This is a genomic window from Providencia sp., from assembly GCF_040396775.1.
Taxonomy (GTDB): domain Bacteria; phylum Pseudomonadota; class Gammaproteobacteria; order Enterobacterales; family Enterobacteriaceae; genus Providencia.
In genome coordinates, this window is sequence record NZ_JBEBNT010000020.1 from 50,955 (window position 1) to 70,453 (window position 19,499).

Consider the following 19,499-nt stretch of genomic DNA (forward strand, 5'->3'; position numbering starts at 1 on the left):
CAACTTGAACGTGTGCTGTGGGCAAAAGGAATAATTATGTCAACAACACCTTATCTTCACCCTTCCGTCCTTCCACTTAAAGGTGGTATTAACTTCCGCGATTTAGGCGGGAAAAAGCTATCAAATGGCAATAAAATCAAGCCTAGCGTGCTGTTCCGTTCTGGTGCATTAGACCGTTTAACTCAAGATGATGAATCTGTTTTACAGTCACAAAATCTTTTTCAAATCATTGATTATCGTGACGAAGTTGAAATTATTGCTAAGCCTGATGTGGTGTGGCAGGGGGCGCATTATGTTCATGCTCCAGCAAACCCATTAGCAAAAGAAGTTACCGCAAACTTAGATAAACTCACGCCAGAGATATTGGAACAGTTTGATCCGCAAGCCTTTATGTTCCGTTTGTATGAGTTATTGCCACTCAATAACCCTGCATACCATCAGTTGGTGAGTATGCTGCAACAACCAGAAAAAGGTGGAATTGTGCAACACTGCGCAGTCGGGAAGGACCGCACTGGCGTCGGCTCAGCGCTGGTTCTATTTGCGTTAGGTGCTGACCTCGACACGGTAATGGAAGACTATTTACTCACTAACGAAACATTAGCACCCTATCGTAAGCACCTACTTGAAGAACACGCAAAAACCATGAGTGAAAGTATCGTGAAAAAGTTCGAGTATGTGTATTCTGTCCGTGAAGAATTTTTACAGACAGCCTTGAAAAGCATTGAAAAACAGTATGGTAATGTAGATAAATGGTTGGAAGCAGATTTTGGCTTAGGGCTGAAACAGCGTGAAGATTTGCAACAACACTTCCTCGAATAATTGATGTTACGTTGGCTGATGTTGTGTAAATAAAGGAATGACTACATAACTCAGCTGAATTTATTATCCTGTTTAATCTTGATTTATACGTTTTTCGCTACTGTAATACATCAAACCATTGATGAAAGGAATGTGCTGTGACGCTCAATGAAATAGTGACCGTTGTGACGGACTTTACTCGCGAACATGAAGTATGGGCGTTACCAATTATTTTCTTTCTCGCCTTTGGTGAATCTCTCGCTTTTCTATCTCTCCTTTTACCTGCAACTGTGATTTTGCTGGCGCTTGGCGCTTTGATTGGCGAAAGCAATATTGTCTTCTGGCCTATTTGGCTAGCTGCTGCATTAGGCGCCTTCTTTGGTGACTGGCTTTCTTATTGGTTTGGTTTCCATTACAAAGAAAATGTCCGCAAGATGTGGCCAATTTCCCGTAACCCGCAAATGATTGATAAAGGGCAACGCTTTTTTGATCGTTGGGGGATCTGGGGAATTTTCTTTGGACGTTTTTTTGGGCCATTAAGAGCTGTTGTGCCTTTGGTCGCGGGGATTTGTGCGATGCCACAACGGCATTTCCAGCTTGCTAACATTGCTTCTGCGATGATCTGGGCATTTGGCATCCTTGCGCCGGGTGCGCTAGGCCTTAAATGGTTTGCGAGCTGGATAGGCTAAGCTTGCGAAGCGGCTCGCAAATAAACGGCTGTAAATGAAATTACCTCTGGACACTTATACAGTATCCCATTACCTTACTCTAGACTTTGTAAAGTAAGGATTTAATCGTGGATACCTCTCTTTTATATGCCGTTATTGGTGCGTTGAGTGGCATTTTAGTCGGTGGTTTAGCGACGTGGTTTTCTATTGCCCAAAAAATTACGCATAAAGATCAAGAACTGCAACAGGCTTACCGTCAACTTGCAGCCAGCGATGAAAAAAATGTGCATCTTGCTCAGTGGAAAGAGGAGTATGACAGGCTTGATCAAGAGCTTCGTACACAACGTGATATCAATCGAGAGCAAGAGGCTGAATTACGTGAAGTCATCACTCGGTTAGAGCAAAATCAACTCGCTAACGAAGAAAAACAACGCATTTTACAGAACAGCGAGCAGCGCTTGACGACTCAGTTTGAAAACTTAGCGAATCGTATTTTTGAACAAAATGAGCGTCGAGCCTCAGAACAGCAGCAAAAAAGCTTATTAGCCATGTTATCGCCTTTTCGTGAACAATTAGATGGTTTTCGTCAACAAGTTCAACAAAGCTTTGGCGAAGAAGCGAAAGAAAGGCATACATTGGCCTATGAAATTAGGCAGTTGCAGCAACTCAACAATCAGATGACCAAAGAGGCCGTTAACCTAACGCGTGCGCTAAAAGGGGATAACAAGATACAGGGTAATTGGGGGGAAACTATCCTAACTCGTATCTTAGAAGTTTCTGGTTTGCGCGAAGGCAGTGAATTTGAAACCCAAGTTAGTATCAATACGGGGTATAATAGCCGTTATCAACCTGATGTCATTATCCATCTCCCAGAAGGTAAAGATGTGGTTGTTGATGCGAAAATGTCATTGGTGTCTTACGAGCATTATTTCAATAGTGAAGATCCACATGAACAACAACAAGCGTTAAAAAACCATGTCGCTTCCATTCGTAATCATATGCGAATGCTGAGCCGAAAGGATTATCATCAGTTACCGGGAATCCGTTCGTTGGATTACGTTTTAATGTTCATTCCTATTGAACCAGCCTATTTGCTAGCGTTGAAAGAAGCACCTGAGTTACTTGATGAGGGGATAAGGCAAAATATCATGTTAGTTTGCCCATCAACCTTGCTAGTGGCGGTTCGAACAATTAATAATATATGGCGTTATGAGCGGCAAGGGCAAAATGCCCAAGAAATTGCGGATAAGGCAGCAAAAATGTACGACAAACTGCGTTTATTTGTGGATGATATGCAAGTTTTAGGCTCCAGCCTTGATAAAGCGAATAATACTTACCATTCGGCGATGAAACGTCTTGCTCAAGGGCGAGGCAATTTAATTAGCCAAGCGGAAAGTTTTAAGGAGCTTGGGGTAGAGATAAAACAACCTATTGAGCCTCAACTTGTTGAGCGCTCAGATTCGCCTAATTGTGCTGAATCGTAGACTTCTGATAGGGTTTTACCTCAAAGGCTGTTACACTTCCTACAAAGTTTGAATTATAAGCAGGCATAAGAGAAATGACTGAACCAACGAAAGAAACCATTGATTTTGGTTTCCGCACTGTCGGCAAAGAGGACAAAGCTGGCTTAGTAGCGAATGTTTTTCACTCTGTAGCATCAAAATATGACTTAATGAATGACTTGATGTCATTTGGTATTCATCGTATCTGGAAACGTTTCACGATTGAAGCAAGTGGTGTACGCCGTAACCAGCGTGTACTGGATCTCGCTGGTGGAACAGGTGACTTAACCGCGAAATTTTCACGTTTAGTCGGTGAAAAAGGGGAAGTCGTTCTGGCAGATATTAATGACTCCATGCTGAAAATGGGGCGTGAAAAATTACGCGACCTTGGCATTGTGGGGAACGTTAATTATGTTCAAGCTAACGCAGAAGAACTTCCATTCCCAGATAACCATTTTGATTGTATTACCATTTCTTTTGGCTTGCGGAACGTTACAGATAAAGACAAAGCACTACGTTCAATGTTTCGAGTACTAAAACCAGGTGGCCGTTTACTGGTATTAGAGTTCTCAAAACCAGTCATTGAGCCACTGAATAAAGCGTATGATGCCTATTCATTCCATATCTTACCACGTATTGGTCAAGCCATCGTCAATGACCCTGATAGCTACCGCTATTTAGCCGAGTCAATCCGTATGCACCCTAATCAAGAAACCTTGAAAGGGATGATGGAAAACGCAGGTTTCGAGCAAGTTTCTTATACCAATATGACCGGTGGCATTGTCGCCTTGCATAAAGGATTTAAATTCTAAGATGGAAGCACCATCAGTAAATAACGAAACTCAGCATACGGTTTTGTATTCTTTGATAACAGCAATGATGGAAACCTCTCTTAACCATATGCTGTTTAAAGAAAAAGTGTTACAGCCCGCAAGAATGCGCTTGGCGGGCAAAGTGATGTCCATTGAACTAAAAGAGCTCAATAAAACACTGACCCTGATTTTTGCTGAAAATCATGTTGATGTGCTGAGTGAATGGACTGAAGCGGCAGATTGCACCATTAAAACGTCATTGTTTACTTTAGTGAAGCTCAAAGACAAGCAGCAGTTATCCCAACTCATCAATCGTGGTGATATCGTGATTGAAGGGGATATGCAGATTGTCCAACATTGGTCTTCATTGTTGGATTTAGCGATTTGGAACCCTGCTCACTATCTATCACCTTATATTGGTGATGTTGCCGCTGAAGGGCTAAGTAAATTGCTAAATAAAGGCGTTTGTCTTGCATCTCATTTAGTTAAACGCCAAAAGACTTATGTAAAAGACGCACTGATTGAAGAGTGGAAAATGGCGCCGAGCCAACTTGAACTCGTACATTTTAGTGACGAAGTTGAGCAAATTGACAACTCAATGAGTACGCTGGAACAACGGCTAAGCCAGCTGGAGGAGAAGAATGACACCCGGTGAATTAAAACGACTTTACTTCATTATTCGGGTTTTTCTCTCTTATGGATTAGATGAGTTAATCCCCAAAATTAAACTTACGCTGCCACTTCGTATTGGCCGCTTAGGTTTTTTTTGGATAAGAAATAAGCATAAAGATAAAGATTTAGGTGAAAGACTTCGCCTTGCGTTGCAAGAGTTAGGCCCTGTCTGGATCAAGTTTGGCCAAATGTTATCAACTCGCCGTGATCTCTTCCCACCAGCAATCGCCGACCAACTCTCTCTATTACAAGACAAGGTTGCCAGTTTTGATGGTAAGTTAGCGCGTGGATATATTGAAGAGTCCTTAGGTGGGCCGCTTGAGCAATGGTTTGATAACTTTGATGAACAAGCACTTGCCTCAGCATCTATCGCTCAGGTTCATACCGCTATTTTAAAAGAAAATGGTAAAGATGTTGTTATCAAGGTTATTCGCCCTGATATTTTACCTATTATTAAAGCGGACATTAAGCTCATGTACCGTATCGCGAATTGGGTGCCTTTGTTACCAGATGGGCGCCGTTTGCGTCCAAAAGAAGTGGTTCGCGAATACGAAAAAACATTAATTGATGAGTTGAATCTTTTGCGCGAATCGGCGAATGCCATCCAACTGCGCCGTAACTTTGAAAACAGCGCTATGCTGTATATCCCAGAAGTGTACCCTGATTATTGCCGTGAAAATGTCATGGTAATGGAACGCATTTATGGGATCCCAGTTTCAGATATTGCTGCGCTCAAGGCGCAGGGAACCAATATGAAACTGTTAGCTGAGCGCGGTGTTAAAGTCTTCTTTACTCAAGTATTTCGCGACAGCTTCTTCCATGCAGATATGCACCCAGGGAATATTTTTGTTAGTTATGAACACCCTGAAGATCCACTATACATTGGTATTGACTGTGGCATCGTCGGCTCGTTAAATAAAGAAGATAAGCGTTATTTGGCTGAAAACTTTATCGCATTTTTCAATCGTGATTATCGTAAAGTCGCTGAGCTTCATGTGGACTCTGGTTGGGTTCCACAAGATACTAATGTGGAAGATTTTGAATTTGCCATTCGTACTGTATGTGAGCCTATCTTTGAAAAGCCACTCGCAGAAATTTCTTTTGGTCATGTACTACTGAATTTATTTAACACAGCACGCCGTTTTAATATGGAAGTACAGCCTCAGTTAGTACTATTGCAAAAAACACTACTGTACGTAGAAGGCTTAGGCCGGCAGCTCTATCCTCAACTGGATTTATGGAAAACAGCAAAACCATTTTTAGAGGATTGGGTGCATAGCCAAGTTGGTTTACCAGCAATTACACAGGCACTGAAAGAAAAGGCGCCTTATTGGGCAGAAAAAATGCCTGAACTGCCCGATTTAATATACGGTGCCTTGAAACAACACAAATATTTGCAGTCAAATATTGAGCAACTTGCACATCAACTGAAAGCTCAGCGTAGTAAACAACGAAAATCACAGTATCTATTAGGAATAGGGGCTACATTTATCCTTTGTGGTAGTTTATTCTTTATTTCTGATTTAACACGCCTTTCTGCAGTATTTATGGCTGCAGGCGCGTTATCTTGGTTGTTTGGCTGGTGTAAAGCAGGCGAAAATTAAGTAAACTTTGTTTTGCGACAAGTTTATAAGGCTGTGAACATTTCCGTATTTTGTGTTGGTTGTATATAATAGACCTAATAACACTTGATCCCAAAACTATAGAGGTATTAACAATGGAATCAACTATTGCAATGGCTGCTTTTGGTAGTCCTTGGCAACTCATTATTATTGCTTTGCTTATTATTTTAATTTTCGGCACCAAAAAATTACGTTCTTTAGGTTCTGATTTAGGTGAATCACTTAAAGGCTTCAAAAAAGCAATGAGTGATGACGAAAAAGCGAAAGCAGAACAAGAAAAGCAAGATGCTGATTTTGCGACCAAAAACATTACTGAACAACAGGCTGCTGAGAAAAAAGAAAGCCCAGTTGAGAGCAAAAACAAAGAGCAGGGTTAAACCGTGTTTGACATAGGTTTTAGTGAACTGTTGCTTGTTGCTGTAATTGGTCTTGTTGTTTTAGGCCCCGAGCGCTTACCAGTGGCGGTGCGAACTGTCGCTGGGTGGATCCGTGCCATGCGCTCGATGGCTGCTAATGTACAAAATGAGTTATCGCAAGAGCTGAAATTGCAAGAACTGCAAGAAACGCTGAAAAAAGTTGAGGAGAAAGCTAACTTAGAAGCGCTTTCACCAGAACTAAAGCAGTCTATGGAAGAACTGCGTACAGCGGCTCAGTCGTTAAAAAGCGATTATCAAGCAACAACAAATGATATTGAAACAGAGTTAAGCAAAGCTAAAGAAATCACTGATAGCTATGATACCGCTGTCAAAGATGCGAAAAACAGCCCTGAACAGGCGCAGGAATCGGATCCAGATCCAGAATATGCGGCTAAAATGGCTGCTGTTGTTGAGGAAGTAAAAACTGAGGAATCAGCAAAAACTGAAGAGCCAGTCGCTTTAGAAACAACAGACCCGCAAGATACTAAAGCAAAAAACTCTAATCAAACCGAAAGTGAAAAATAACACATGGCTGTAAATGATACACAACCACTTATTAGCCACCTCATTGAACTTCGCAAACGGCTATTAAACTGTTTAATTACAGTTTTAATTGTCTTTGCAGCACTCGCTTATTTTTCAAATGATATTTATCGGCTCGTTGCGGCCCCTTTGATTGATAAGCTGCCTGTGGGTTCGCAAATGAGTGCGACTGATGTGGCATCAACATTTTTTACCCCGATTAAATTAACAATGATGGTTTCGGTTTTTGTATCGATTCCTGTTATTCTTTATCAAATCTGGGCATTTATTGCACCTGCACTATATAAGCACGAGCGTAAGTTGATGTTACCTCTGCTGGTTTCAAGTAGTTTCTTGTTTTATCTTGGAATGGCATTTGCTTATTTTGTCGTCTTCCCATTGGCATTTGGCTTCTTTGTTAAAACAACGCCAGATAGCGTTAACTTTATTCCCGATATTAGTAAATATTTAAGCTTTGTCATGACACTATTTATGGCATTTGGCGCTGCTTTTGAAGTTCCAATTGCCATTATTTTACTGTGCTGGACAGGGGTTACGACACCTGAATCACTTAAACGTAAGCGCCCATATATTCTTGTAGGGGCATTTATCGTGGGGATGTTCTTAACGCCTCCAGATGTTTTATCTCAAACGCTACTCGCGGTTCCGATGTACTTACTCTTTGAGTTAGGTGTTTTACTGTCTAATTTCTATGTAGGCAAAGGCAGGAATCGACAGGAAGAAGGCGAAGAAGACGAAGAAAAAGAAGAGTCTTAAGCTTAATAATAAAAGCATTTAGGTCCTTTCTTTACTGACAATAAAAAGCCCATTGATGATGGGCTTTTTATTGTCTTGAATCACTGTTCTGATGTTTTTTTGAATTGTGTATTTTCGAGTGTTTTTGGGACGCTTTTGTTTAAAATATTCAACAGAAGAATAGAGCGATACTCTCCATTGGGCTCATCAAAGATAGCTTGAACGCCTGCAAATATACCATCTGTAATTGTGACTTTATCCCCTGATATAGGCAGGTCTGGTGCAACGGCATGAGTCATCGGTGCCAGCTGCAATAATTCAATAACTTCTTCTGGTACTTCAGTCGGTAATTGGCCAAAACGAATAAAATGGCTAACGCCCCGAGTGGATTGAATTGTCGTTGTGTGAATTTCGTTATGATCAAACTTTACGAATAAGTAATTAGGGAATAATGCTTCTTGCACAGCTGTTCTTTTGCCCCTAACAATTTTTTCCATCTTAGTCATGGGAGTCATACAAAGTACGCTCTGCCTATTCAGATGCTCAATCGCACGTTCAATTTGGCCTCGTTTGCAATAAAGCAGGTACCATTTTTCCATTTTTTGACTCTCACATGACAATAATATGTTTATGATAACAAATTACGACAGAACAATGTGACTAATGAACCTCTGCACAATATTATTCATATCGGTAAGCTACATCATCAAGCTGCTGTTTATATTAACTGTAATATAGAACCTAAGTCTGTAGGAGACACAATGGATATCTTTTTGTTGAGTAATGGTAAATTGTCAGGAAACCCAGTTTGGTTAAGTTATGCCCTACCTCGTATTCAAGAAACACTCGCACGTAAAAATATTAAGTCTGCAGTTCTTGTTCCATATGCTGTTCTGCGTGGTTCTCATGATGAGCGCGCAGAGCAACTTTCAGAAGCGCTTGGTATTAAAGTAACGACTATAGAGCACTTTTCAAGCCCAGTAGAGGCTATTGAACAAGCTGAATGTATTCTCGTTAGTGGTGGCAATACGTGGTGGTTAAACAAATGCTTGCATGAAAATGGCTTAATTGTCGCGATTCAACGCGCAGTCAGAGAACGCGGTGTCCCATACATTGGTTGGAGTGCGGGTTGTAATGTGGCAACACCAAGTATTCGTACAACCAATGATATGCCTGTTAGTAACGCGGTAATTATGCCATCTTTGGGGCTTTTTCCATTACAGATTAACCCACATTATATTGATGCACACATTTCTGGGCATATGGGGGAAACTCGTGATGAAAGGCTCCAAGAGTTTTGCGTGATTAACCCACATGAAGTGGTTGTTGCACTTAGAGAAGGTAGTGGCTTGCAAATTAAAGGTAATGAACTTCATTATTTCAGTGGAAAAAATGAAGGATTTAAATTATTTCAGCACAACAAAACATTTCCTGAACAATTCGATACATTATTATTAGAAAAATTAGTCCCTTTTGATTGCCAGTAAAATGGTATACTAAACCAGAAAAAGATTGATTTTTAAATGAGTTAGGCAGTAGCTTGTAACCTTGGCCGGACGTCTTATAATGAGACTCCCTCTGTGATAGTAAAAGAAGATAATGAAATATCGTGACCTTAGAGATTTTATCGCGCAGCTGGAAAAGCAAGGCGAGTTAAAACGCATTACAATGGAAGTCGACCCTTATTTGGAAATGACGGAAATTGCAGATCGCACCCTAAGAGCAGGGGGGCCGGCCTTATTGTTCGAAAATCCAAAAGGTTACAATATGCCTGTTCTGTGTAACTTGTTTGGTACAACCAAACGAGTTGCGATGGGAATGGGGCAAGAAGATATCAAAGCCCTCCATGATGTAGGTAAATTGCTCGCATTTTTGAAAGAGCCCGATCCTCCGAAGGGCTTTCGCGATTTGTTCGATAAGCTTCCTAAATTCAAACAAGTGTTGAATATGCCAGCTAAGCGCTTAAGTTCTGCGCCTTGCCAAGAACAAATTTGGGCTGGTGAAGATGTCGACTTGACTAAAATTCCAGTCATGCATTGTTGGCCAGAAGATGCAGCACCGCTAATTACATGGGGTCTTACGGTTACTCGGGGACCGCACAAAGAGCGTCAAAACCTCGGTATTTACCGCCAGCAAGTTCTTGGTAAAAATAAAGTTATTATGCGCTGGTTATCCCATCGTGGTGGCGCACTTGATTTCCAAGAGTGGTGCCAAGCTCATCCAGGGGAAAAATTCCCAGTTGCTGTTGCGCTAGGTGCCGACCCAGCGACAATTTTAGGTGCTGTTACTCCAGTGCCTGACACTTTATCCGAATACGCTTTTGCAGGTTTATTGCGCGGCAATAAAACAGAAGTCGTTAAGTGTATTTCTAATGATCTTGAAGTACCTGCGGGGGCTGAAATTATTCTTGAAGGTTATATTGAACCTGGGGAGATGGCACCAGAAGGGCCTTATGGGGATCATACAGGTTATTACAACGAAATTGATAACTTCCCCGTGTTCACCGTCACTCACGTGACTCAACGTCGTGATGCTATTTATCACTCGACATATACAGGTCGCCCACCTGATGAGCCTGCGGTACTTGGTGAAGCATTAAATGAAGTTTTAGTCCCCATTTTACAAAAGCAATTCCCAGAAATTGTCGACTTTTATCTACCTCCTGAAGGTTGCTCATACCGTTTAGCGGTTGTAACAATGAAAAAGCAATATGCAGGGCATGCAAAAAGAGTCATGATGGGGGTCTGGTCATACCTGCGCCAATTCATGTACACTAAATTTGTTATTGTTTGCGATGATGATATCAATGCGCGCGACTGGAAAGATGTGATTTGGGCGATCACGACACGAATGGATCCCGCGCGCGATACCGTTATGATGGAAAATACCCCAATTGACTATCTTGATTTTGCTTCCCCAGTCTCTGGTTTAGGCTCAAAAATGGGGCTTGATGCAACAAACAAGTGGCCAGGTGAAACAGACCGTGAATGGGGGCGCCCAATTGTCATGACCGAAAGCGTTAAGTCTCGCGTTGATGATATTTGGGAACAATTAAAAATTTTTGAAAAATAAGAGGGAAAGTATGGCAACTTTAAGCTGTAGAGTCACATCTGTCGAATCTATCACGGATACGGTTTATCGGGTTATCTTGTTGCCAGATGGTCCCTTTCATTTTAAAGCAGGACAATATTTGATGGTCGTGATGGATGAGCGTGACAAGCGACCATTTTCAATGGCTTCTACTCTCTGTACTAAAGGCACTATCGAGTTGCATATTGGCGCCTCTGAAATTAATTTATATGCCATGGCGGTAATGGATAGGATTTTAGATCAACAACGTATCGATATTGATATTCCCCATGGTAAAGCGTGGTTTCGTGAAGACAGCCAAAACCCAATGATTTTAATTGCAGGGGGAACAGGGTTCTCTTATACCCATTCAATATTGCTTGCTGCTTTAGCGGAAAACCCTCAGCGTGATATCACATTTTATTGGGGGGGACGCCAGTTAGAGCATTTATATGATCTCGGCGAACTTCAGGCTCTTAGTGAAAAATATCTAAGCTTAAAAGTTGTTCCTGTTGTTGAACAGCCAGATGAATTATGGCGAGGCAGAACAGGGACTGTCCTTAGTGCAGTATTAGACGATTTTGGTGACCTTTCAGAGCACGATATCTATATTGCGGGTCGTTTTGAAATGGCGAAAAGTGCGAGAGATCGCTTTTGTAATGAGCGCGGAGCAAAAGCTGAACGGTTGTTTGGTGATGCTTACGAATTTATTTAATCCATTCCCGTTCAAATTGTCGGGGGCTTCTCTCTGCTCCCCCTAGTTACATAGTTATCTAGGTTCATTAGGATCTTTTTATCTTTTGTTGCCTATAATATTCACTATAGGGATTAAACTTTGCGTGGTCATCTGGCCAGAAAAATGCAAAAAAAACCCGCCCCTGACTAGGCGGGAACATCGACAAAAATGCAATGTTATACGAAAAAAGGCATCAAACTCGTTCAATAATTGTGGCGATCCCCTGACCAAAACCAATACACATTGTGGCTAACCCAAATTGCTTATCTTTTTGCTCTAGCTGATTTAGTAGCGCAGTTGTGATCCGCGCTCCAGAGCAACCGAGTGGGTGACCCAGTGCAATAGCACCTCCGCTTAGGTTCACTTTCTCATCAATGAGGCTTTCAGCAATATTCAATCCTTTTAAACATGCGATGGATTGAGCTGCGAATGCTTCATTTAACTCAATAATATCAATATCATTTAAAGATAGGCCTGCTCGTTTTAGTGCCATTTCAGTGGCAGGCACAGGGCCAAATCCCATAATAGATGGGTCACAGCCGACTACGGCCATTGCTCTGACTCTCGCTCTCGGTTTTATGCCATGCTGCTTCGCATAGCTTTCGCTACTGAGTAACATGGCAGACGCGCCATCTGATAATGCAGATGAATTCCCTGCGGTTACTGTGCCACTTACGGGGTCAAAAGCAGGGCGAAGGGCGGCTAAGCCTTGAAGGCTTGCATCTAAGCGAATGACTTCGTCATAATTTACGGAAATAAGATTTCCATCAGCATCATGGCCTTCAATGGCAACGATCTCATTAGCGAACTTACCATTTTTAGTAGCTGCGGCAGCAAGTTGGTGAGACCGAAGCGCAAAGGCATCTTGTTCTTCGCGGCTAATTTTGTACATTTTGGCTAGCATTTCTGCGGTTAGCCCCATAGCTCCAGCGGCTTTAGCCACTCTCAGTGTGAGTTTTGGGTTAAAGTCGATGCCGTGTGTCATAGGAACGTGACCCATATGTTCCACACCACCAATTAAAACTGAATTAGCATCACCCGACATAATTAATCGGCTTGCATCATGTACCGCCTGCATTGATGAACCGCAAAGACGGTTGACCGTGACAGCGGGTACGGTATGGGGAATATCAGTTAATAAAGCGGCATTTTTTGCAATATTAAAACCTTGCTCTAATGTTTGCTGGACACATCCCCAAATGATGTCATTTAACTCTTTTTTACTTGCATTAGAGTTACGTTCAAAAATTGCGTTCATAAGGTGCGCAGAAAGGTCTTCAGCTCTGACATGGCGAAATACTCCACCCTTTGAACGGCCCATTGGTGTGCGTATTCCATCAATAATGACGACGTTTTCCATAGAGTTAACCCCTCGCAACTTTTTTGAGATCAATAGCCACAACAGGAGGTTGTGGGTAATAGGTAGCATTGGTAGCCGCTTTTGTTTTTAAGCCTTCAGGAGCTTGGTACAGCGGACTTAATGATGCATATGTATCTGTCATTTTTACGTATGATTGGCTACCAAGAGTGTCTAAATAGCAGAACACCCCCCCTCTAAACGGTGGGAAACCTAAACCATAAACCAGAGCAATATCAGCATCAGATGGGCTTTGAATAATACCTTCCTCTAGGCAGCGAACAACTTCGTTTATCATGGGAGCCATCATTCGGGTGATAATCTCTTCTTTCGTAAATGAACGCTTAACTTTGCAAATAGAATTCAGTAGCTCATCGGTTTGCGGGTCATTAATTTTTTTAGGTTTTCCTTTTTTATCTTTTTCATATTGATAAAAACCTTTCCCATTCTTTTGGCCAAAGCGTTGCTGTTCATACATTACATCAATTGCATTTTTACCCATTTTACTCATTCGCTCAGGGAAACCTTGAGCCATCACGTGTTCGGCATGGAAGGCAGTATCGATACCAACAACATCAAGTAAGTAAGCTGGGCCCATTGGCCAGCCAAATTCCTTTTCCATGATTTTATCGATTTCTCTGAAATCAGCACCGTCTTGTAGTAACAAATTGAAACCTGCAAAGTAGGGAAATAAAACGCGATTCACAAAGAAGCCAGGACAGTCATTCACCACAATGGGAGTTTTACCCATTTTATTAGCGTAAGCAACGACTTGTGCGACCGTATCATCAGATGTTTGTGCACCACGAATAACTTCCACTAAAGGCATACGGTGTACTGGATTGAAGAAGTGCATTCCGCAGAATTTTTCAGGTCGTTTTAGCGATTTAGCCAATGTAGAAATTGGAATGGTTGAAGTGTTAGAGGCCAATATCGTTTCAGAGGAAACAAGAGACTCAACCTCAGATAATACTGCGGCTTTTACTTTGGGGTTTTCAACCACCGCTTCGACAATGATTTGGCTATTCTCAATGCCACTATAAGATAGTGAAGGGTGGATCGCGGCTAAAGTTGTCGCCATTTTAGTAGCGCTAATCCGGCCTCGCTCAAATTGGTTATTCAACAGTTTTTGTGCTTCTTCAATGCCAAGCTCTAAAGATTTCTCATTGATGTCTTTCATCAAAACAGGGATACCTTTACTGGCCGACTGGTATGCAATACCTCCCCCCATAATACCAGCGCCTAAGACAGCGGCTTGGGTTGGTGTTTTAACATTTTGGGCAAGTTTTTTGCTATTAGACTTAATTTGTTGATCATTAAGAAAAATGTTTACCAATGCGCGGGCAACATCACTGTGTGCTAGAGGAACAAAAGCGGCTGTTTCATGCTTTAGAGCTTCATCACGAGTACAATTTGCTGCTTTTTCGATGGTATTGACTGCCGCCATTGGGGCAGGGTAATGTTTCCCAGCGACTTGATACACCATCCCTTTCGCAACATTAAAGCTCATAGTTTGCTCAAGTGGGCCTAATTGAAGTGGAGCTAGTTTAGGCTGACGCTTCTTTTGCCAATTAATATTGCCCGCTATAGCTGATTCAATAACGGCTAAAGCTGATTGTGGTAGTTTTTCGGTTTCAACTACTGCATCAACTAAACCTAATTTGAGGGCTTGGGGCCCGCTAACATCTTTACCCGCCGTAATAATTTCCAGTGCGCTATCTAAGCCAATTAGCCTTGGTAAACGAACGGAACCCCCAAACCCTGGCATGATACCGAGTTTTGTTTCGGGTAAACCAATGCGTGCATCAGAGGATGCAATACGAAAGTCTGTCGATAAAATACACTCGCAGCCTCCGCCAAGGGCGTAACCATTGATTGCACAAATCGTCGGAACGGGGAGATCTTCAATACGATTAAAGATGCTATTAGCGTATTGCAGCCATTCACTGAGAGTTTCTTTCGGTGCTTCGAATAATGAGAGGAATTCTTTGATATCGGCTCCAACAATAAAGGCTGTTTTATCAGAGCGGAAAATAACACCTTGCAGATCAGATTGTTGCTCAAGAACAGACACAGCTTCATCCAGTGAAGCAACGGTGTGGGTATCCAACTTATTGATTGGCCCTGGCGAGTTAAAAACCAGTTCTGCAATACCTTTTTTCAACCATTGAATATAGATTGTTTCACTTTGATAAAGCATTCTGTTCTCCTTTATATGATAAAGTTATCTGGTATGACCAGATGGGTCGAGTGTGACTAGAATGTTAATTAATTGCAAATGGTTAATAACAAAATTGGAATCTTGGTCACAGCAATTAAGTGAAATAATGTTGAATTAAAATGATATTTTAATTATTAATCAATGGATTAATGATGGTTTGCAACAGAGTGCATATCCGTTAAGAACAGAACGTGATAAGCTTGGATTTTCTAATTAATGCTGAAAGGTTGAAGGAAATGGAAAAACTGACTGCACTCTACGCTGATCATATTAAAACGTTACAAAACAGAACTCAGCAAGTCTTACAGCGCAGCAAATTAGATGCCATATTGATTCATTCGGGTGAACCACTTCGCATCTTTCTTGATGATAGTGACTACCCATTTAAGGTTAACCCACACTTTAAGGCTTGGGTTCCTGTTACTGACGTTCCTCATTCTTGGTTATTAGTGGATGGCGTTAATAAACCTAAATTATGGTTCTATTCACCTGTTGATTATTGGCACAGTGTTGAGCCTTTACCTAATGGTTTTTGGACGAAAGATGTTGAACTCATTCATTTGAAAAATGCAGATGATATTAAAGGGTTCCTTGCCAGTTTGCCAAAAAATAATGTGGCTTACATTGGTTCAGCGGCAGCAAGAGCTGAATCTTTAGGTATCTCATTAGATAATATCAATCCGAAGCCAGTTCTAGACTATTACCATTTCCATCGCGCCTATAAAACAGACTATGAGCTGTATTGTATGCGTGAAGCGCAAAAAATGGCGGTAAATGGCCACCTCGCCGCATTGGAAGCATTCCGTGCAGGAATGAGTGAATTTGATATTAATGTCAGCTATTTACAGTCAACAGGCCACCGTGATACTAACGTGCCGTATGGCAATATTGTTGCGTTGAATGAAAATGCAGCGGTGCTTCATTACACTAAATTACAGCAATCTGTTCCTACTGAATTACGGAGTTTCTTGATTGATGCAGGGGCTGAATATAACGGTTATGCTGCTGATATCACGAGAACGTATGCTGCAAAAGGCAAGGATGAATTTGCTGAGCTGGTTGCGGATGTTAATAAAGAACAGCTTTCTCTTATCGACACAATCAAAGCGGGTGTCCGTTATACTGATTACCATGTAGATATGCATCACCGTATAGCCAAAATCCTTGTGAAACATGACATCGTTAATGGTATTAGCGAAGAGTCAATGGTTGAAAATGGTTTAACAACACCGTTTTTGCCTCACGGATTAGGACATCCCTTAGGTCTGCAAGTTCATGATGCGGCAGGCTTTATGCAAGATGATAGCGGAACACACCTTGCAGCACCAAAAATGTATCCTTTCTTGCGTTGTACCCGGATTTTAGAGCCTAAAATGGTACTAACCATCGAGCCAGGGCTCTACTTTATTGAGTCACTGCTTTCAGCGTGGAGAATGGGTGAGTTTAGTCAGCATTTTAATTGGGATAAAATTGAGTTCTTTAAACCATACGGTGGTATTCGCATCGAAGACAATATCGTGATCCACGCGAACCGTATCGAAAATATGACTCGAGACCTGCATTTACGTTGATGAAACCTTATTTAATACCAGCAAAAACAATTTCTTTTACTGAGGAAATTAAAAAAAGCCGATTTATTACTTACTTAGCTCATACCGAGGGTATTGACGCGGCAAAAGATTATATTCAATCGATTAAGGCTCAATACCCCGATGCCCGGCACCATTGCTGGGCATTTGTTGCTGGCCGGCCTGATGATTCTCAGCAATTGGGCTTTTCTGATGACGGAGAACCAACAGGAACGGCAGGCAAACCTATTATGGCGCAACTTTTAGGAAGCCAATTAGGTGAAATCACCTGTGTTGTTGTGCGCTATTTTGGTGGGATTAAACTGGGAACGGGTGGGTTGGTAAAAGCCTACGGTAGCGGTGCACAGCAAGCGCTGAAAATATTACCGACGCAAATTAAAGTCCCTCAGAAAGTGTTTAATTTAGTGTGTGATTATTCGCTGATTAATGCAATAGAGCTGCTACTTGCTCAGGTCAATGGCGTGATTTTGCACAGTGATTATAATGAAGCTGTTGCTTTGCAAATTACAATTCCTGCTACCCTTGAGCAGGAGGTCAATGATAAATTACGCGATATAAGTCGTGGTGCCTTAACACTTACGCCAGAATCGGAATAGTCAACCGCTTTAGCAAGGAACCTGCCGAATGCATTTTCGCGCAATAACCCGTATTGTCGGGCTGCTTGTCATCATTTTTTCTTTTACCATGGTTATTCCAGGTATTGTCGCGTTAATTTACCGCGATGGTGCGGGGCGCGCCTTCAGCCAAACATTTGTGACGGCTTTACTCATTGGCCTGTTTTTATGGCTACCCACACGTAATAGCAAACATGAGTTGAAAGCAAAAGAAGGCTTTCTGATTGTTGTCTTATTTTGGACTGTGCTAGGCAGCGTGGGAGCATTACCGTTTATCTTCTCTGAAAGACCAAACCTTTCCGTGACGGATGCCTTTTTTGAATCCTTTTCTGGCTTAACGACGACAGGTGCAACAACACTAACGGGGCTTGATTCTCTACCTAAAGCAATTTTGTTCTATCGGCAAATGTTACAGTGGCTTGGGGGGATGGGGATCATCGTGTTGGCAGTTGCTATCCTTCCTCTATTAGGTGTTGGAGGAATGCAGCTCTACCGTGCGGAAATGCCGGGGCCATTGAAAGATAATAAAATGCGGCCACGAATTGCAGAAACAGCAAAAACCTTATGGCTTATCTATGTGTTATTGACGATTGCCTGTGCAATAGCGCTATGGATAGCTGGGATGGATGTATTTGATGCCATTTCCCACAGCTTTTCGACGATAGCCATTGGTGGGTTTTCTACCCATGACGCAAGCGTTGGCTATTTTAATAGCCCAGCCATTAATACCATTATTGGGGTGTTTCTCATTATATCGGGGTGTAACTTTGGTTTGCACTTTGCGGTTTTGACTGGGAGAAGCCTGGGGATTTATTGGCGAGACCCTGAATTTAGAATGTTTATCAGCTTCCAATTTGCTTTAGTGCTGGTTTGTACTGCTGTATTGATGTACCACTCAGTATACGGTAGCTTCGGACAAACGTTAGATCAAGCATTTTTCCAAGTTGTATCGATGGCCACAACGGCTGGCTTCACGACAGATAGCTTCTCTGGTTGGCCACTCTTTTTACCGATGCTTTTATTGTGCGCGGCATTTGTTGGTGGATGTGCGGGTTCAACAGGGGGCGGTTTAAAGGTTATTCGTATCTTATTATTGTTCCTGCAAGGTTCCCGCGAATTAAAACGGCTTGTTCACCCAAATGCGGTTTACACTATTAAGTTAGGGCAAAGGGCCCTTCCAGAACGTATCATTGAAGCGGTTTGGGGATTCTTTTCAGCGTATGCATTGGTTTTTGTTGTTAGCTTATTATTGTTAATCGCAACGGGGGTTGATGAATTTTCAGCATTTTCTGCGATAGCTACTACATTGAATAATTTAGGCCCAGGGTTAGGGACTGTAGCTGATAATTTTACGAGCATGAATCCAGCTGGTAAATGGATTCTAGTTGTCACCATGTTATTTGGTCGTTTAGAAGTATTTACCTTATTAGTGTTACTGACCCCAACGTTTTGGCGTGAGTAATTTAGTACACTATTGCTATATAGAAATGATTAAAATCTAGGAACGATAATGAGTTATTTACTTTTACACTCCAGTACGGATGGGCAGACCAAGAAAATTATTTTAAAAATGGCAGAGCAATTGCGCAGCTTAGGTCGAGAGTGTGATATTCGCGATTTGAATACAGAGCAAAGTTTTAATTTAGCTGCTTATGATAAAGTTCTTGTGGGGGCTTCTATTCGTTATGGGCATTTCAATAAAAAACTGCAACGTTTCGTTGTTTCCCATCAAAGCCAATTGAATTCAATGAAAAGCGCTTTTTTTGCTGTGAATCTTACGGCAAGAAAAGAAGGTAAGAATACTGTAGAGACAAATGCCTACACACGTAAGTTCTTAGAAGCCTGTCCTTGGAAGCCAATATTGAAGTCTGTATTTGCAGGCGCATTGTTTTATCCGCGTTATAAATGGTTTGATAGAGTGATGATCCGTCTAATTATGAAAATGACGGATGGGCCAACTGATCCTAATACAGAGATTGAATACACTAATTGGGAAAATGTTTCACAATTCGCAGCTGAATTTGATAACTTATAGTACCTTTTTTCAACAAATCATGCTTTTTTTACACGATTTGTTTAATAATCCAGCTGTTGAATAAAAAAATGCAAAAAAGGGGTTGCCAGATTTTTCTGACTCCCTATAAT

Annotated in this window: 19 protein-coding genes; 16 read left to right on the forward strand and 3 right to left on the reverse strand. The window is 41.7% G+C overall.

Annotation, left to right across the window (positions count from 1 at the left end; genetic code table 11):
* Positions 1-36 precede the first annotated feature (36 nt).
* From ABWP91_RS17090 to tatC, 9 genes are all read left to right on the forward strand, one after another.
* Complete coding sequence (locus tag ABWP91_RS17090; RefSeq protein ID WP_353244239.1) at positions 37-819, forward strand: tyrosine-protein phosphatase; 783 nt, start codon at positions 37-39, stop codon at positions 817-819.
* 137 nt (positions 820-956) lie between these two features.
* Positions 957-1,487, forward strand: coding sequence for a DedA family protein (locus ABWP91_RS17095; RefSeq protein ID WP_353244240.1), 531 nt, complete (start codon positions 957-959; stop codon positions 1,485-1,487).
* A 107-nt stretch (positions 1,488-1,594) separates the two neighbouring features.
* Entirely contained in the window at positions 1,595-2,950 is a 1,356-nt protein-coding gene (rmuC, locus tag ABWP91_RS17100; RefSeq protein ID WP_353244241.1) for a DNA recombination protein RmuC, read from the forward strand.
* Positions 2,951-3,024: 74 nt separating this feature from the next.
* On the forward strand, positions 3,025-3,780 hold the full coding sequence (ubiE, locus tag ABWP91_RS17105; RefSeq protein ID WP_219245596.1) for a bifunctional demethylmenaquinone methyltransferase/2-methoxy-6-polyprenyl-1,4-benzoquinol methylase UbiE: 756 nt from the start codon (positions 3,025-3,027) through the stop codon (positions 3,778-3,780).
* Position 3,781: 1 nt separating this feature from the next.
* A complete protein-coding gene (locus tag ABWP91_RS17110) occupies positions 3,782-4,435 on the forward strand; it encodes a ubiquinone biosynthesis accessory factor UbiJ (protein ID WP_353244242.1) in 654 nt (217 codons plus the stop codon).
* On the forward strand, positions 4,422-6,056 hold the full coding sequence (gene ubiB, locus ABWP91_RS17115) for a ubiquinone biosynthesis regulatory protein kinase UbiB (protein WP_353244243.1): 1,635 nt from the start codon (positions 4,422-4,424) through the stop codon (positions 6,054-6,056). Before ABWP91_RS17110 ends, ubiB begins: the two co-directional genes overlap by 14 nt.
* A gap of 113 nt (positions 6,057-6,169) precedes the next feature.
* The gene (gene tatA, locus ABWP91_RS17120) at positions 6,170-6,451 is read left to right on the forward strand and encodes a twin-arginine translocase TatA/TatE family subunit (protein ID WP_219245599.1); all 282 of its coding nucleotides are present in this window, start codon (positions 6,170-6,172) and stop codon (positions 6,449-6,451) included.
* 3 nt (positions 6,452-6,454) lie between these two features.
* Positions 6,455-7,015 (forward strand): Sec-independent protein translocase protein TatB, encoded by a 561-nt coding sequence (tatB, locus tag ABWP91_RS17125; RefSeq protein ID WP_353244244.1) that lies wholly within the window; start codon positions 6,455-6,457, stop codon positions 7,013-7,015.
* Between the two features lie 3 nt (positions 7,016-7,018).
* Positions 7,019-7,789, forward strand: coding sequence for a Sec-independent protein translocase subunit TatC (gene tatC / locus ABWP91_RS17130; protein WP_353244245.1), 771 nt, complete (start codon positions 7,019-7,021; stop codon positions 7,787-7,789).
* A gap of 80 nt (positions 7,790-7,869) precedes the next feature.
* Here tatC and rfaH read toward each other — a convergent pair whose 3' ends face one another.
* A complete protein-coding gene (gene rfaH / locus ABWP91_RS17135) occupies positions 7,870-8,367 on the reverse strand; it encodes a transcription/translation regulatory transformer protein RfaH (RefSeq protein ID WP_353244246.1) in 498 nt (165 codons plus the stop codon).
* 162 nt (positions 8,368-8,529) lie between these two features.
* Between rfaH and pepE the strand changes: the two genes are divergently transcribed.
* The 3 genes from pepE to fre all read left to right on the forward strand — a co-directional run bounded on the left by pepE (position 8,530) and on the right by fre (position 11,552).
* Positions 8,530-9,255 carry a dipeptidase PepE gene (pepE, locus tag ABWP91_RS17140; RefSeq protein ID WP_353244247.1) on the forward strand — a complete coding sequence of 242 codons (726 nt, stop codon included), beginning with the start codon at positions 8,530-8,532 and terminating at the stop codon, positions 9,253-9,255.
* Positions 9,256-9,367: 112 nt separating this feature from the next.
* Complete coding sequence (ubiD, locus tag ABWP91_RS17145; RefSeq protein ID WP_219245604.1) at positions 9,368-10,840, forward strand: 4-hydroxy-3-polyprenylbenzoate decarboxylase; 1,473 nt, start codon at positions 9,368-9,370, stop codon at positions 10,838-10,840.
* Positions 10,841-10,850: 10 nt separating this feature from the next.
* Positions 10,851-11,552, forward strand: coding sequence for an NAD(P)H-flavin reductase (gene fre / locus ABWP91_RS17150; protein WP_353244248.1), 702 nt, complete (start codon positions 10,851-10,853; stop codon positions 11,550-11,552).
* Positions 11,553-11,766: 214 nt separating this feature from the next.
* Here fre and fadA read toward each other — a convergent pair whose 3' ends face one another.
* Positions 11,767-12,933 (reverse strand): acetyl-CoA C-acyltransferase FadA, encoded by a 1,167-nt coding sequence (fadA, locus tag ABWP91_RS17155; protein WP_353244249.1) that lies wholly within the window; start codon positions 12,931-12,933, stop codon positions 11,767-11,769.
* A 4-nt stretch (positions 12,934-12,937) separates the two neighbouring features.
* Positions 12,938-15,130: a fatty acid oxidation complex subunit alpha FadB gene (gene fadB, locus ABWP91_RS17160; RefSeq protein ID WP_353244250.1), complete on the reverse strand. Its 2,193-nt coding sequence runs from the start codon at positions 15,128-15,130 to the stop codon at positions 12,938-12,940.
* Positions 15,131-15,387: 257 nt separating this feature from the next.
* On the opposite strand from fadB, the gene pepQ reads away from it, so the two are divergent.
* From pepQ to hemG, 4 genes are read left to right on the forward strand one after another with little or no spacing between them, the layout of a single operon-like run.
* Positions 15,388-16,722 (forward strand): Xaa-Pro dipeptidase, encoded by a 1,335-nt coding sequence (gene pepQ, locus ABWP91_RS17165; protein ID WP_353244251.1) that lies wholly within the window; start codon positions 15,388-15,390, stop codon positions 16,720-16,722.
* Positions 16,722-17,336, forward strand: coding sequence for an IMPACT family protein (locus ABWP91_RS17170; RefSeq protein ID WP_353244252.1), 615 nt, complete (start codon positions 16,722-16,724; stop codon positions 17,334-17,336). The genes pepQ and ABWP91_RS17170 overlap by 1 nt, the downstream gene beginning before the upstream one ends.
* A 28-nt stretch (positions 17,337-17,364) precedes the next feature.
* Complete coding sequence (gene trkH / locus ABWP91_RS17175) at positions 17,365-18,816, forward strand: Trk system potassium transporter TrkH (protein WP_353244253.1); 1,452 nt, start codon at positions 17,365-17,367, stop codon at positions 18,814-18,816.
* 48 nt (positions 18,817-18,864) lie between these two features.
* Positions 18,865-19,389, forward strand: a complete 525-nt coding sequence (hemG, locus tag ABWP91_RS17180; RefSeq protein ID WP_353244254.1) for a menaquinone-dependent protoporphyrinogen IX dehydrogenase — start codon at positions 18,865-18,867, stop codon at positions 19,387-19,389.
* The last annotated feature ends 110 nt before the right edge of the window (positions 19,390-19,499 follow it).